This is a genomic window from Rosistilla oblonga (assembly GCF_007751715.1).
GTDB classification, from domain to species: Bacteria; Planctomycetota; Planctomycetia; order Pirellulales; family Pirellulaceae; genus Rosistilla; species Rosistilla oblonga.
In genome coordinates this window covers 1,290,403-1,305,734 of record NZ_CP036292.1, presented here as the reverse complement: position 1 = coordinate 1,305,734, position 15,332 = coordinate 1,290,403, and the positions used below count along the sequence as shown (strand labels likewise).

At 58.8% G+C, this 15,332-nt stretch carries 9 protein-coding genes; 3 read left to right on the top strand and 6 right to left on the bottom strand.

Annotated features, from left to right (window positions below):
• Positions 1-96 precede the first annotated feature (96 nt).
• Positions 97-1,383 (top strand): phosphoribosylamine--glycine ligase, encoded by a 1,287-nt coding sequence (gene purD / locus CA51_RS04630; protein ID WP_145118220.1) that lies wholly within the window; start codon positions 97-99, stop codon positions 1,381-1,383.
• A 1,049-nt stretch (positions 1,384-2,432) separates the two neighbouring features.
• Here purD and CA51_RS04625 read toward each other — a convergent pair.
• Positions 2,433-3,920: a sulfatase gene (locus CA51_RS04625; RefSeq protein WP_145118218.1), complete on the bottom strand. Its 1,488-nt coding sequence runs from the start codon at positions 3,918-3,920 to the stop codon at positions 2,433-2,435.
• A gap of 75 nt (positions 3,921-3,995) precedes the next feature.
• Complete coding sequence (locus CA51_RS04620; RefSeq protein ID WP_145118216.1) at positions 3,996-5,543, bottom strand: sulfatase family protein; 1,548 nt, start codon at positions 5,541-5,543, stop codon at positions 3,996-3,998.
• 184 nt (positions 5,544-5,727) lie between these two features.
• Between CA51_RS04620 and CA51_RS04615 the strand changes: the two genes are divergently transcribed.
• Both CA51_RS04615 and CA51_RS04610 read left to right on the top strand, forming a co-directional pair.
• Positions 5,728-7,389, top strand: a complete 1,662-nt coding sequence (locus CA51_RS04615; RefSeq protein ID WP_145118214.1) for a CTP synthase — start codon at positions 5,728-5,730, stop codon at positions 7,387-7,389.
• Positions 7,390-7,419: 30 nt separating this feature from the next.
• A complete protein-coding gene (locus tag CA51_RS04610) occupies positions 7,420-7,851 on the top strand; it encodes a DUF1844 domain-containing protein (RefSeq protein WP_145118212.1) in 432 nt (143 codons plus the stop codon).
• Between the two features lie 49 nt (positions 7,852-7,900).
• Here CA51_RS04610 and CA51_RS04605 read toward each other — a convergent pair whose 3' ends face one another.
• The 4 genes from CA51_RS04605 to CA51_RS04590 form a co-directional block, all read right to left on the bottom strand.
• Positions 7,901-9,160 (bottom strand): TCR/Tet family MFS transporter, encoded by a 1,260-nt coding sequence (locus CA51_RS04605; protein ID WP_231746007.1) that lies wholly within the window; start codon positions 9,158-9,160, stop codon positions 7,901-7,903.
• A gap of 96 nt (positions 9,161-9,256) precedes the next feature.
• Positions 9,257-12,457 (bottom strand): PAS domain S-box protein, encoded by a 3,201-nt coding sequence (locus tag CA51_RS04600; protein ID WP_231746006.1) that lies wholly within the window; start codon positions 12,455-12,457, stop codon positions 9,257-9,259.
• A gap of 235 nt (positions 12,458-12,692) precedes the next feature.
• A complete protein-coding gene (locus tag CA51_RS04595; RefSeq protein WP_145118208.1) occupies positions 12,693-13,808 on the bottom strand; it encodes an alkaline phosphatase family protein in 1,116 nt (371 codons plus the stop codon).
• A 54-nt stretch (positions 13,809-13,862) separates the two neighbouring features.
• Positions 13,863-15,248, bottom strand: coding sequence for a DUF1501 domain-containing protein (locus CA51_RS04590; RefSeq protein WP_145124028.1), 1,386 nt, complete (start codon positions 15,246-15,248; stop codon positions 13,863-13,865).
• Positions 15,249-15,332 lie beyond the last annotated feature (84 nt).

The following is a 15,332-nucleotide window of genomic DNA, read 5'->3' as shown; positions in this document are numbered from 1 at the left end:
TCGCAATAAAAGTGCGAATCCATCGGGAAATCGAGACGCGGATCCGCTGAGTTGGCTGAAGAATTTAGAATCCCAGATGGGAGCGGAGCGAAACTGATGAAAGTGTTGGTGGTTGGCAACGGTGGACGCGAACATGCGCTTGCCTGGAAGATTGGCATGAGCCCGCGTGTTTCACAGGTTTTTGTAGCCCCTGGAAACGCGGGAACCGGTGTCGATGCGACCAACGTCCCAATCAGTGCGGATGACACCGAGGGCTTGGTCAATTTCGCCCGCCGCGAATCGATCGACCTGACGGTCGTCGGCCCCGAAGTCCCCTTGGTCAACGGGCTAGTCGACGCTTTGGAAGCCGCGGGCCTTCGCGCATTTGGCCCCTCCGCCGCCGCGGCGGAACTGGAAGGGAGCAAAGTCTTCTGCAAGAACCTGCTGAAAGCTGCCGACATCCCGACCGCCGACTACCAAACCTTCCGCACCGGCGACGATGCGGCGCGGTTCATCAAAGACCGCTACCCCGAAGAGAACTCCTCAGTCCCCGTGGTCGTCAAAGCCGACGGCTTGGCCGCGGGTAAAGGCGTGATCGTCTGTTCGACTCGTGAAGACGCTCTCGACGCGATCGACCGAATCACGCGACAGCGCGAATTTGGCGAAGCCGGCAACGAGCTGATCATCGAAGACCGTTTGATCGGTCAAGAAGCGAGCATCCTAGCGATCACCGACGGCAATGCGATCGTGATGCTCCCCGCCGCTCAAGATCACAAGCCAGCTTACGACGGCGACAAAGGTCCCAACACCGGCGGCATGGGAGCTTATTGCCCGACGCCGATCGTCGACGAGAAGATGATCGAGATGATCCAAGAGGACATCATCGTCCCGACGGTTCACGCGATGAAACGCAACCGCCGTCCGTTCAAAGGCGTTTTGTACGCTGGCTTGATGATCACCTCGACCGGCCCCAAGGTGCTCGAATACAACGTGCGATTCGGCGACCCCGAATGCCAACCGCTGCTGATGCGTCTGAAGAGCGACATCATGGACATCTTGGAAGCTGTCGCCGACGGTCGCTTGATCGATATCGATCCGCCGGAGTGGGACGAACGCCCGAGTATCTGCGTGGTGATGGCCAGCGAAGGTTATCCCGGCGATTACGTCAAAGGCCGCGAGATCTCCGGCCTTCACGACGCTGCCAAACTGAAAGATGTCAAAGTCTTCCACGCCGGCACCAAGCTGACCCAAGGTTCGGTGCAAACCGACGGCGGACGCGTGCTGGGCGTGACAGCGCTTGGCAACAGCATCAGCAACGCCAAACTGCAAGCCTATACCGCGGTGAAGCAGATCCGCTGGCCCGGCGCCTGGTGCCGCAAGGACATCAGCGACAAAGCCCTTTAATTTGCATCGCCGCTTTCAGCAAAGGCTTGCAACGAGACACGGCATCCGCTGGCGTCGGTGTCCCCCTTCCAAACTGCGTTTGGGGGAGGGTGAAACGCTACGACTTCACTCGCCCAGCGAAGCTGGGAGGGTCGGAAAACGAGCGTTTAGCGATGTTTTCCGGGGAGCGGCCTAACAACACATCGAACAGGAGCGAACGCCGCGCGACGCCCCTCCCCGAACTTCGCGTCGCTCGTTCGACCCTCCCCTTCCAAACTGCGTTTGAGGGAGGGTGAAGCGCTACGACTTCACTCGCCCAGCGAAGCAGGGAGGGTCGGAAAACGAGCCTTTAGCGACGTTTTCCGGGGAGGGTCTAACAACACATCGGACAGGAGCGAACGCCGCACGACGCCCCTCCCCGAACTTCGCTTCGCTCGTCCGCCCCTCCCCTTCCAAACTCAGTTTGAGGAACGGTGAAGCGACACAACTCCACTCGCCCAGCGAAGCTGGGAGGGTCGGAAAACGAGCGTTTAGCGACGTTTTCCGGGGAGGGCCTAACAACACATCGGGCAGGAGCGACCGCTGCGCGACGCCCCTCCCCGAACTTCGCTTCGCTCGTTCGCCCCTCCCCTTCCAAACTGCGTTTGCGGGAAGGGTGAAGTGCTACAACTTCATTCGCCCAGCGAAGCTGGGAGGGTCGGAAAACGAGCGTTTAGCGACGTTTTCCGAGGAGGGCCTAACAACACATCGGACAGGAGCGAACGCCGCGCGACGCCCCTCCCCGAACTTCGCTTCGCTCGTTCGACCCTCCCCTTCCAAACTGCGTTTGGGGGAGGGTGAAGTGCTACAACTTCACTCGCCCAGTGAAGCAGGGAGGGTCGGAAAACGAGCGTTTAGCGACGTTTTCCGGGGAGGGTCTAACAACACATCGGACAGGAGCGAACGCCGCGCGACGCCCCTCCCCGAACTTCGCTTCGCTCGTCCGACCCTCCCCTTCCAAACTGCGTTTGGGGGAGGGTGAAGCGCTACGACTTCACTCGCTCGATTGATCGCGCCCCAATCCGCTCACCCTACAGATCTTTTTCGGTCGGCGGAAAGCGTTTTCGGCTATCGCTGTCGACAGGTTTTCCCGATCGCAAACTCCACCACTGATCGGCGCGGGCGGGATCGTAGTTGGGATTGGGGATTGGCATCCGAGCCGAGACCTCATGTCGCCAGGTCGCCAACTTGCGACGCAGATCGGCCGCGCGGCCGGCTTTCTCTTCGACAAGGTTCTCGCTTTCACCGATGTCCGACGCAATGTGATAAAGCTCGACATCGCCGGTCCCATCGAGATATTCGATCAGCTTCCAATCGCGCTCACGGATACTGCTGGCAGGGCGATCGTGGTGGTAGTGCGGATAGTGCCAATGCAAGGCGGAACGGGGTAGCGTCGCATCGGGCTTCTCCAACAATGGCAGCAACGAGACGCCATCGATCGTCTGATTCGCCGGCAAGCTGCCGCCGGCGAGTTCGACAAACGTCGGGTAGAAATCGTAGCTGATCGTCGGTTCGGCACAGACGCCACCGGCGGCAACCTTGGCTGGATATTTGACGATCAACGGCACGCGGACACCTCCCTCGTGCAACGATCCCTTTTCGCCTTTCAGCGGTGCCAGCGAACTGACGTTGTCATCGGCGGCAGGACGGTAATCGTAGCGTCGATACAACCCGCCGTTATCGGAGGTGAAGACGATCATCGTCTTTTCGGTCAGCCCTTGAGCTTCGACCGCGTCGACGATCCGGCCGACCATGTCATCGCAATGCTCGATCATCGCGGCGTAGATCGGATTGGGCAGCTCGCGCCCCGTCGCCTTTGCTTTGTCTTGATACTTCTGCACCTTTTCGGACATCGCTCCAAGCGGGATGTGAACCGCAAACGGAGAGAGCATCAAAAAGAAGGGCTTCGATTTGTTCTGCTCGATGAAGTCGACACACAGATCGGCTTCGAAGTCGGTCCGATATTGCCCCGGCTTCGGTTTGATGTCCTTGCGTCCGGCGACGCGAAACTTGCCCGGCAGATGCGGGCCGTTGATGACCGCCGAATATTCATAGCCTTGGCGATCGGGGAGGAAGCCGGGCGAATCTCCTAGGTGCCACTTGCCGATATATCCGGTCTTATATCCCGCCTGCTGCATCGATTCGCCCACCGTGACGGTATCCAACGGCAAGGCCATCGTCGTCTGCGGCGTGATCACCCGTTCAAACGGACGCCAGTGCCCGGGGATGTGAGCGGTGATCCCGATCCGAGCTTGGTTCTGTCCCGATTGGAGCGCACATCGTGTCGGCGAACAGACAGCTCCCGCGGCATAAAAATCGGTGAACCGCATCCCTTCGGCGGCCAGTTGATCGATCCGCGGCGTGTCGACGAAATCGTTGCCGTAACAACCGATATCGCCCCAGCCCATGTCATCGATGAAGATCAGGATCACGTTGGGCTTATCCGCAGCAAACGCAGCCGACGTGAAACAAACGGCTATCGCAAACATCAGGCAACGAAGCGCATGAGCAATGGTCATCGAGAGTCTATGGGGTTTGGTGTTGTGGAAGGGAAGGGGAGGGCGTTGACTCGATTTCAGTTGCAGCCGAGTAGTTTATTTCATCAACCGGATTTCGACTTCGTTCTCTTGATCAGCACCCGGCGTGCTACGGCCACGCTCGATATATTGAGCCATCAACTGGCTCAATTCTTGAACGACTTCGGGGTGGCTGTCGGCAACGTTTTTGGTTTCACCGATGTCGGTCGCCAGATCGAACAACTGCAGCGGCGGAAGCTTTTGATTTCTCGCCGCAGGCGGACGCGGCGTGCTCCATCCGCCCGAACCGGGGCAGAACATCAGCTTCCACGAGCCCTTACGGATCGCAAACGAACCGTTGACCGAGTGGTGAACCGTCGCTTCGCGAACCGTCGGCGTGTCGGCATCTTTCATCAACGGCAGCATGCTGACCGAATCGACAGCCGCGTCGGCGGGCAGTTCCGCGCCGGTCGCTTCCGCCGCGGTCGCCAGCAGATCGGTGTGGCAAATCGTTGCGTCCGATGCGGTTCCGGCGGCGATCACGGCGGGCCAGCGAGCGATGAACGCCACGCGGTGGCCGCCTTCAAACGCGTCGGCTTTGTTGCCGCGGTAGACCGAACTCGGATTGTGCCCCTTGGCCTTCAGCTCCGCAAAATCAGCTTTCGGCGTCGCGCCGTTGTCGCTGGTGACGATGATCAACGTGTTGTCGGTGAGCCCCTGTTTTTCGATCGCCTGCATTACCGAACCGACAACCGAATCGACTTGCATGACAAAATCGCCCCACTCGTTGAGACCGCTTTTGTTTTGAAACGCTTCGGTCGGAACGATCGGCGTGTGAGGCGCTGGCAATGGGAAATAGAGGAAGAACGGTTTGTCGGCGGATTGCGTTTCAATGTAGTCGACGGCTCGGTCGGTCAAGCGATCCAAGACGCCGATGTGTTGGAAGTCATCGCCGACGGGCCCCTTGCGCCAAAACTTCTTCCCCCCCGACGCAGCCACTTCTTTAGTCGGGATGTCGGTCAAATGATCGTCTTCGATGTAGACATAAGGATGCATGTCCAGCGAAGCCGAGATGCCGAAGAAGGTATCGAACCCAAGCTGCAGCGGGCCGGAGGTGATCGGTTTGGCAAAGTCGATGTTGTCCCAAGGTTCCTTCGGATCATCGCTCGGCTTCTTCGAAGGATCTTTCAGCCCCCACTCCAATCCGAGATGCCACTTGCCGATGCAGGCGGTGTTGTAGCCCTGCGACTTCAGCATCGACGCGACAGTCATCCGCCCCGAATCGATCAACGGCAGCGAATAGCCCCAGGTGACTCCCGATTGCAACCGCGTCCGCCAACTGTAGCGGCCGGTCAGAATTCCGTAACGCGTCGGCGAACAGACGGCCGAACCGGAATGAGCGTCGTTAAAACGCATCCCCTCGGCAGCCAACCTGTTCATCGCCGGCGTGGCGATCTTGCCTTCGGGGTTAAACGCCTGAACGTCTCCGATCCCCATATCGTCGGCCAAAATGTAGACGATGTTGGGCCGCGATGGTTCTGCGGCTTGCGCCTTGCCCTCCGTCGCGTCGCCGCCAACACCTAGGCAACTGATGAACAGGACGACCGATACAACGAGACAACGCATGAAAGGTTCTCAAGACGTGGGTTCGACAGGAACTAAAAACAAACACAGCCCCCCAAGGCATGCATCACTGGCATCGGATCGCGCATCGGGGCTTCTGGGACTTTAACCGGGCCGCCCGCCAAACTCAAGACTTTGGCTTCGGTCCCTTCACGCGACCGGGGGCAACAGGCTAAGATATTTTCCCATGACAAAGCACATTTTCGTAACCGGCGGCGTGGTAAGTTCCCTTGGCAAAGGCTTGACCAGCGCATCGATTGGCATGCTGTTGGAACAACGTGGACTGCGCGTCCGCATGCAGAAGCTGGACCCGTACATCAACGTCGATCCGGGGACGATGAGCCCCTACCAGCACGGCGAGGTCTACGTCCTGGACGACGGCAGCGAGACCGACCTGGATCTGGGGCACTACGAACGCTTCACCAACGGCCCGCTTTCCCGCGATTCGAATTACACCACCGGCCAGATCTATCTGTCGGTGATCGAAAAGGAACGCCAGGGGCGATTCCTGGGCAAAACGGTCCAGGTGATCCCGCACATCACCGACGAGATCAAATCGGTCGTGCAAAAGCTGGGCGACGACGACGACGTCGACGTCGTGATCACCGAGATCGGTGGCACGGTTGGCGATATCGAAGGCTTGCCCTTCCTGGAAGCGATCCGCCAGTTTTCGCTGGATGTCGGCAAGGAAAACTGCCTGTACATTCACCTAACGCTGATCCCCTACCTGAAGGCCGCGGGCGAACTGAAGACAAAACCGACGCAGCACAGCGTTGGCCAATTGCGAGAGATCGGTATCCAACCGGACATCCTGATCTGCCGCACCGAACACAGCGTGACGCGCGAGGATCGCGAAAAGATCGCTCTGTTCTGTAACGTCCCCTTGGAAGCGGTGATCGAAGAAAAGGACAAGGACTTCTCGATCTATGAGGTCCCGCTGAGTCTGGTCGAGAACAAACTGGACAGCTTGATCATCAAGCGACTGGGGCTGAACGCTAAATCGCTGGACATCACCGGCTGGTCGGAGATGCTGCACTCGATGCGTAATCCGCAGCACGAGATCAGCATCGCCGTCGTCGGCAAATACGCCGAACACAAAGACGCCTACAAATCGATCTACGAATCGTTGGATCACGCGGGAATCGCCAACAAGGCTCAGCTGCGAATCGGCCGCGTGCAAAGCGCCGATATCGAACGTGAAGGAGTCGAACGGATGCTGTCGGGATACCACGGCATCTTGGTCCCCGGCGGTTTTGGCGAGCGAGGCATCGAAGGCAAAGTGCAGGCGATTCAGTTCGCTCGCGAGCGGAACATTCCGTTTTTCGGAATCTGTCTGGGCATGCAATGTGCCGCGATCGAATTTGGTCGCAACGTGATCGGATTGACCGACGCCCATTCGACGGAGTTCGACCGCGATACGCAAAACCCAGTGATCTGCTTGTTGGACGAACAACGCAACATCACGCAGATGGGCGGCACGATGCGATTGGGAGCTCAGCAAGCGAAGCTCGACCGACACAGCAAATCGGCGGCGTGTTACGGCACCGACGAAGTAGTCGAACGCCACCGCCACCGGTACGAGTTCAACAACAGCTATCGCAGCCAATTCGAAGCCAACGGGATGCGGATCGCCGGGACGAGCCCCGACCACGAACTGGTCGAGATCATCGAGATCGCCGAGCATCCTTGGTTCGTCGCGGTTCAGTTCCATCCGGAATTCAAGAGCAAGCCGCTGTCGGCGCATCCGTTGTTCTCGGGCTTCATCGAAGCCGCGATCCAACGCCGAATCAACAAGACCGAACACGATCGGGCCGCTTCACAACCGGCTCCCGATTCGGCCTCCAGCTAGTTTTTTATCCCTTACAACTTTGCAAAAATCATGAGCGAAGAAAACGAAGAAAAAGAACCCAAGCTGATCATCGACGACGATTGGAAAACGCAGGTTCAAAAGGAAAAGGAAGCTCTGGCGGAGAAGCAAGCAGCTGCCGAGAGCGCTCCGGACGACGCAACGCCTGCTGCGACTGAAGAGTCTCAAGCGGCAGACGACTCGCAGCCCGCTGGCGATATCGAACCACCTCCCGCATCGTTTGAGATGCTGGTGGCGATGCTCGGCTCTCAAGCCTTGATCTCGCTGGGCAAGGTTCCCAACCCGATGACGGGTGAAAGCGAACCGAATAAAGCGATCGCCAAGCACTACATCGACACGCTGGCGATGTTGCAAGAAAAGACCAAGCGGAACCTGACCGGTCAGGAACACGACAACTTAACGCAGACGCTGCACCAGTTGCGGATGTTGTTCGTATCGATGTAATCGCGTCGGGCAGAAATTGCCCGACGAGAAACGACTGAAACCGCGAAGATCAAGTCGCCAAGCTGCCCGCTTCGACTTGTTCGGTCTCTGGAATCCGTCGAAAGACGCGGCGGATGATCAACAGCGCTGTAAAAATCAGCGCCGCACCGACGTAGAAGGGAATCCCCGGCAAGTGGATCGGGGCGTCGTCGGAGATGAAGTAGCTGAACAATCCGGCGGTGAAAAACGTCGGTGCGATCACGTTGGTCAGACTGATCAACGACGTCAGCGCTCCCTGCACCTTCCCTTGCTCCGACGGATCGATCGCCCCGGCGACAAGACTCTGCATCGCCGGCCCGCTGACTCCTCCAAAGCCGCCGAAGATGATGATGCAGGGAATCATCCAGCCCTGCGTCGCCGATCCGTATCCGAGAAATGCGATGAAGGAGATCGTCACGCCGATCAGAACGGTGCGGCGTTCACCAAACCGCTTGATCGTCGGCCGCACCAGTCCTCCCTGCACCAACATCGCCATCAATCCGACCAGCCCCAAGGCGAGTCCATTGGTCTGTTGATTCCAATCGAATCGATATCCGGTGTACAGAACCCAGACGTTTTCCAAGCCGCGTTGGGCCAGCGAGGTGCAGACGATCGCGACAGCTAACCCCGCGACGATCGGATACTGACGCAGGCGTTGCAGCGATCCAAGCGGATTGGCTTTGGCGAGTGTGAAACTGCTGCGACGCTCTGGCGGCAGCGATTCGGGCAAAATGAAGTAGCCGTACAACCAGTTCACCAGCGCCAGCCCTGCGGCAACAAAAAATGGCAACCGCAGATCGAAAGCACCCAGCAATCCGCCAAGCGCTGGTCCGATGATAAAGCCCATTCCAAAAGCGACTCCGACCAAGCCGAAGTTACGCGCCCGCGTATCGGCTGTCGAAACATCGGCGATATAAGCGTTGGCGGTCGAGATGCTGGCTCCCATCACGCCGGCAAAGATCCGCCCGGCAAACAACCAACCGATATTGGTCGCCAAGCCCTGGACGATGAAGTCGACGCCGAGGCCAAACAGCGAACAAAGGATCACCGGTCGGCGACCGAAGCGATCCGACAGTGCTCCGACGATTGGGGCGAAGATGAACTGCATCAACGCGTAGACCGAACCGATCACGCCGACATACCAGCTAGCGTTGGCGGTGCTCCCCTCGACGAAGCTCTTCACCAATTCGGGCAGCACGGGAATGATGATCCCGATCCCCAAGATATCGATGAACAGGGTGATCAGGATGAAAGAGATAGCGGCTTGTCGCCGTTGCCCGGGCTTGTTCACTGTCGCTCCGCTGTGTTGAACAACGCGATCGACGCGTGATCCTTGATTCCGTTAAGCCGCCATTTTGTACGACGGCTGGCAAAAGGTAAAGCAGGATCAAGGATTCGCTTTGGCAATCGCGGCAATCAAGGTTTCGCGGCGGACCGGTTTGGAGACGTAGTCGTCCATTCCCGCCGCCAGACACAGCTCGCGATCCCCTTGGATCGCATGCGCCGTCATGGCGATGATGTATTGATGCCGATCGGTTCCCTGTTCGCGGCGGCGGATCGCGGCGGTCGCTTCGTAGCCATCCATCTCGGGCATCTGCACATCCATTAAGACGACATCAAACGCTCGCCGTTCCAGTTGCTCCAAGGCCTGCCGGCCATTTTCCGCGATCTCGACCCGATGCCCTTTTAAGATCGCGATCGCAACGGTTCGGTTCACCACGCTGTCCTCGACCAGCAGGATATCCAGCGGCGGCAGCACGATCTCTGGCGTGGCGGCGACGGGAACCGCCGTTACTCTCGGGCGGTCGCTTTGCAGTACTTTGCACAGCACTTGAAACAGCTCCGATTGCTTGACCGGCTTAGTCAGCCACGCCGCAGCTCCCGCGGTGGCATCTCGTTGCCCTTCGACGACGCCCATCACAACAACTCGAATCGGCAACCGAGTCTTTCCATCGCCGGCGACTTGCAGCAACGACTGCGGATCGCCGACATGGTCGTCCAACAACGCGACCCGAATCGGATGAGGCGTCGCGGCGCTGCGGTCGATCACTTCCAACGCCTCAGGAATCGCTGCGACAGCGATCGGCGACATCTGTTTGGCAACCAGCATCTGTTCCAAGATCGCCCGATTGGTTGGATTGGGCTCGACAACCAAAACGCCAACGCCAACCAACAGGTCGCCGTCGGGAAGCACTTGCGGCTCGCCGCTGGCGACACCAAACTCGGCTTCAAAATGGAACTCGCTGCCGTGCTGCGAATCGCTTTCCGCCCAGATCTTTCCCTGCATCAATTTGACCAACTGGGCACAGATGCTGAGCCCTAAACCGGTGCCGCCGTATTGCCGCGTCGTCGACGAATCGGCTTGTTCAAAGGCTTCGAACAGTCGATCCATCTGGTCGGGCTGGATCCCGATTCCGCTGTCTTTGACGACGACATGCAGCCGCACGCGATCGTCACCGATCCCTTTGGCCACGCCAACGCGCACAAGGATCTCGCCCCGCTCGGTAAACTTGATCGCGTTGTTCAATAGGTTCGTCATCACTTGCCGCAACCGCAACGGATCGCCGACAAGCGTCGCAGGGACGTCGGCATCGCAATCACACAACATCACGTTGCCACGGTGCTCGGCGCGAAGCGCGAGCGATTTGAGCGTATCGTCCAACAGATCGCGAAGATTAAAATCGGCGTGCTCCATCTGCAAATGGCCAGCTTCGATCTTGGAGAAGTCCAGGATATCGTTGATCACCGACAGCAGCGATTCAGCGGAATCGACGACCGTGCTCAAATGATCGCGCTGCGATTCGGACAGATTGGTCCGCAAGACCGCTTCGGTCAATCCGATCACGGCGTTCAGCGGCGTGCGAATCTCGTGACTCATGTTGGCCAGGAATTCGCTTTTCGCGCGACTCGATCGCTCCGCTTGATCGCGAGCGCTGCGGAGTTCGCGTTCCAACGATTTCCGCCACGAGTTGTCGATCACGCTAGCTCGGATCATTCGCCGGTTGCGGTCGGGATGGCTGACCAGCCGGACCTCGCATTCGACCAGCCCGCCGTCGATGCGTTGGTGAACCCAATCGAAGACGGCAACTCCCTCTGCATAAGCTTGGCGGATGTATTCGTGTGCTTTCTCGTCCGACGTTTTCCCATCGGGTTGCAGGGGCGGGCTGAGATCGTTGGGCCGAGATCGCAGCAATTGCTCTCGCGTGATCCCAAAGATCTTCAGCGCGCTGTCGTTGCCATCGACGAACAATTGCGAATCGAGATCGAGCATCAAGATCGCTTCGGGAGAATGATCGACCAGCCCGCGATAGCGTTTCTCGCTAGTCAGCAGTTCTTCGTTGAGGTGTTCCAGCTGATGATTGATCCGCGAGATGCGTTCCTCCTGGTGCTTGCGTTCGGTGATGTCGCGTGCGATCCCACAGGTTCCGACCACGTTGCCCGCCTCATCCTTCAGCGGCATCTTGGTCACCAGCACCCATCGCTGTCGGCCATCGGGGCGGACCAACAACTCCTCTTTGTTGATCAACGGCTTGCCGCTGCGGATGATCGCTTGTTCGTCGACATCGGTCTGCTGTGCGAATTCCGTTGTCCAGATATCGGCATCGGTCTTGCCCAACATCGCTTCGGGACTCGCCAATCCGCAACTGGAAGCCATCGCCTGGTTGGCTCGAAAAAAGCGACCCTCGAGATCCTTGAAGAAGACGGGATCGGGGATGTTTTCGACCAACGTGCTCAACAGATGCTGGTGCTTGGCCAACTCGCGATGCGCCACATGTAGATCGGCTGTCGTCGATCGAACGCTTTCATCGAGCGTCTTATTCGAAACAACTAACTGACGGTTCAACTGGATCAATTCGGTTTCGGTCCGAAAAAAGACCTGCATCGCGTAGGCCAGGGCGGCGGCATACGCAAAGATCCGCAGCAGATGCCACCACCACCACGTGGCATCCCAAAGCGTCGAGAGTCCGAATAAGATCGCCGCGGTTCCAAGCATCAGCGTGCAGGAGAGGAACAGCCAATCTTCGTAGCGCGCGGCCAGATAAAAGCGGCGGACAAAGAAGCCGCAGGCGACCAGAAAGCCCAGCCCGCCGATCCCGTTCAGCAATCGTGGCGCCAACGTAAACTGATCGGCCCAGATCATTGTCGGCAACGACGACGCGAACAGACAGCTCAGTGTCCCCAGGCTCACGCTGGCGGCCAGTGCGATACTGGGCATCCACCGCGCACCGTGCTTCTGCAACCAGGTGCGGTACCAAACCAAGGCGAAGACGACACCGCCCAGACACGTCCCTACGCTGTGCAGCCAGATAAAGTTATCGCCGACTGCGACGCCAGCTTGGAACAGATCCAACACGCCCATCGAAATCAGAGCGGCAGCCATCACCGGGTAGTGCCGGTTGTTCTCGCGTCGCGCCCGTTCGACGATCAAGATGCTGGCGATCGCGATCGCGATCAAACCGCCCGTCGCTTCCAACAGCGAATGGAGCGGCAGATGTTGGAACCGCGACTCGGGAAACATACGCTGCGCAAGCATCGCTCCGCACAACGGCACCGCCAACGCGAGGGTGCCCCCTGCGACGAGCGACATAAACCGTTTTCGGCTGCGCATCAATCGTCCCCTTTACCAACACGATGTTCCCCCCTCCCATCGTAACCCAATTCAGCGGCGGCGTTAGAAATTTCGTCACCGACGCGCACGGCGAACCGGCGTTTTAATTTGAGGTATCAGCCGCCATGCGTTAGCGTCCGGTTGTCCAAGGGAACCGTACGCTAACGCGTGGCGGCTGATTTGGGCTCGCACCGTCGCGAAGCATGTTTCTCGGCTACTGAGAGACGTCGAACGCCTCGGCCAATGGTTTGGCGATTCGATTGTCGCTGGTGGTAAAATCTTCGCCCAATGCCGCGGCAACGGTCGCCGCAACTTGCGCCTGCGTCAACTCCGCGGTCGATGGTTTCGACAACGGCGGCGTATCGGGGCCCAACACGGCGATCCAGATGAATTCCGATCCGGGGATCGACGCCCCGTGGCTCTTCCAACCGACGCGATCGTCGCCGCGGCCATGATCGGTGGTGATGATGAAGGTCGTCTTGTCGCGGTATTGGTCGATCTTCTGGCACGTGTTCCACAGTTGTTCGATCGCCCGATCCGATCGCAAGGCGGCGTCGAGATATTGATCGTACCGACCATCGTGAGCCCAGTCGTCGGTTTCGCCCAAGGCGACATAAAGCACTCGCGGCTGTTTGACTTTCAAGTATTCCAACGCGCCCCGCGCGGTGAAGGCATCGTATCGCACGGCGCTCCAATAGCGAGGCAGACTGTTCGACAACAGGTTCCACTGAGCCAGTTCCCTTTCGTTGCCAAAGACATCCAAGTCCTGCCAGCCGGCATTGACATAGATCCCGCTGCGCTGCTGGTTCAAGATGAAGGGAAACACATCCCAAGAACCAAACGCGGCGATGCGATCGTGATACGCGGGCTTGCCGTTGAGCCACTCGAGAACGCTGACGTTTTTGTTCGGCCGCTTGGCATTCGAATCGATCGTCTCGTCGCCAAAACCACACAACAGTTCGCTGTATCCGGGATATGAAAAGTAGCGACCGTTGGTGACGCGGACGACGCTTCCCGCGTTGACGTCGCCGTAGACCTGTCCCTGTTTGGCGATCACGCTCCAGAAAAAGGGCATCAAGCGGGCGCGACGCGCTTCGGGCGTACTGGCGTCAAACCGCTGGCGAAGCGGATCGAGTTCGCGGACGCCGCCATCGTCGCGGTTCATCAATCGCGCGTCGGCTCCGGAAAAGAGATCCTGCCAACGCAGCCCATCGATCGAAATCAGGACCACGTTTTCGGTACGTCGATCAGCCGCGTTGGCCGGACGTGGGGAACAGGTGATGATGAGGCTGGCGATCAGCAACAGCGAGAGGGTTTTCGTTTTGGTCATCTCAGTTCGAACACCGCGTTTGGAAGGGAATACAGACGCGGCGATCGAGCTGGCTCAGGAGAGCACTTCCTTGATGACGTGTCCGTGAACATCGGTCAAACGGCGTTCGATTCCATTGTGGTAGAAGGTCAGCCGCTCGTGATCGAGCCCTAGTATATGCAGGATCGTGGCGTGAAAGTCGTAGACGGTGGCAACTTTTTCGACTGCCTTGTGCCCAAACTCATCGGTCGCCCCGTAAGTGTACGGCGCCTTCACGCCCGTACCGGCCATCCACGCGGTGAAGCCATCGGGATTGTGATCGCGGCCGCTGGCACCGGCTTGAAACGTCGGCATCCGACCGAATTCGGTACACCACACGATCAGCGTATCCTTCAACAGACCTCGTTGTTTCATATCGCGGACCAGCGCCGCAGTCGGCTTATCCAACACCGGACCATGTTTGCTGTACTGTTGTTCCAACGCCTTGTGCCCGTCCCAGTTGCTGACACCTTCGCCGCCGGTTTGATATGCCCCGTTGAAGACCTGCACAAACCGCACGCCCTGTTCGACCAATCGTCGCGCCAAGATGCAGTTGCGAGCATAGGCCGCCTTCAACGAATTCTGTGTATCGTCGGCGCCGTACATTTTCAGCGTCGCCGCCGATTCGGTCGACAGATCGCTCACCTCGGGCACGCTCAACTGCATCCGCGCCGCCAGTTCATAGCTGGCGATCCGCGCAGCCAGTTCCGAATCGCCGGGATAGTCTTCCAAGTGGCGACGATTCATCGACTGCAGAAACGCCCGCGTCCGCCGATCGGTCTCCGCATCGATCCCCGCCGGACGCTGTAGATTCCGCAGCGGTTTGGCCGCGTTGAAGTCGGTCCCTTGAAACGCAGCGGGCAGGAAACCGGGACCCCAATTGTTGACGCTAGACTGCGGCGTGCCACGCGGATCGGGAATCGCAACGTAGGCGGGCAGGTCGGTGTTTTCGGTTCCCAACGCCCACGTCAGCCACGCTCCCATGCTGGGGAAACCGTCGAGCGTAAAGCCTGTCGACATGAAGTTTTCGCCCGGACCGTGCGTGTTCGTCTTTCCGGTCAGCGAATGGAAGAAGCACATCTCATCGGCAAGCTCTCCCAACATCGGAACCAGATCCGAGACCATCTTGCCCGATTCGCCTCGCGGCCGGAACTTCCAAGGGCTCTTGGTGAGGTTGCCCTGGGCGCCTTGAAAGGTCAGCAGATTCTCAGCTCCCGGCAACGGTTGGCCATGCCGTTTGATCAGTTCCGGCTTGTAGTCGAACGTATCGATCTGGCTGCACGCGCCGCTGCAGAAGATCATCAAGACGTTTTTCGCTCGCGGTGCAAAGTGACTGTCGCGACTGGCAAACGGTTGCGATGGATCGATCTGCGGTCGCAGTGGTGCATTGTTCGCAGCAAGCAAACCCTGCTGATGCAACATGCTGGCCACAGCGATCCCGCCGAGCCCTCCGGCGGCATTCAACAACAACTGTCGACGTGATGAAGTTTGCATGACAAATCAATC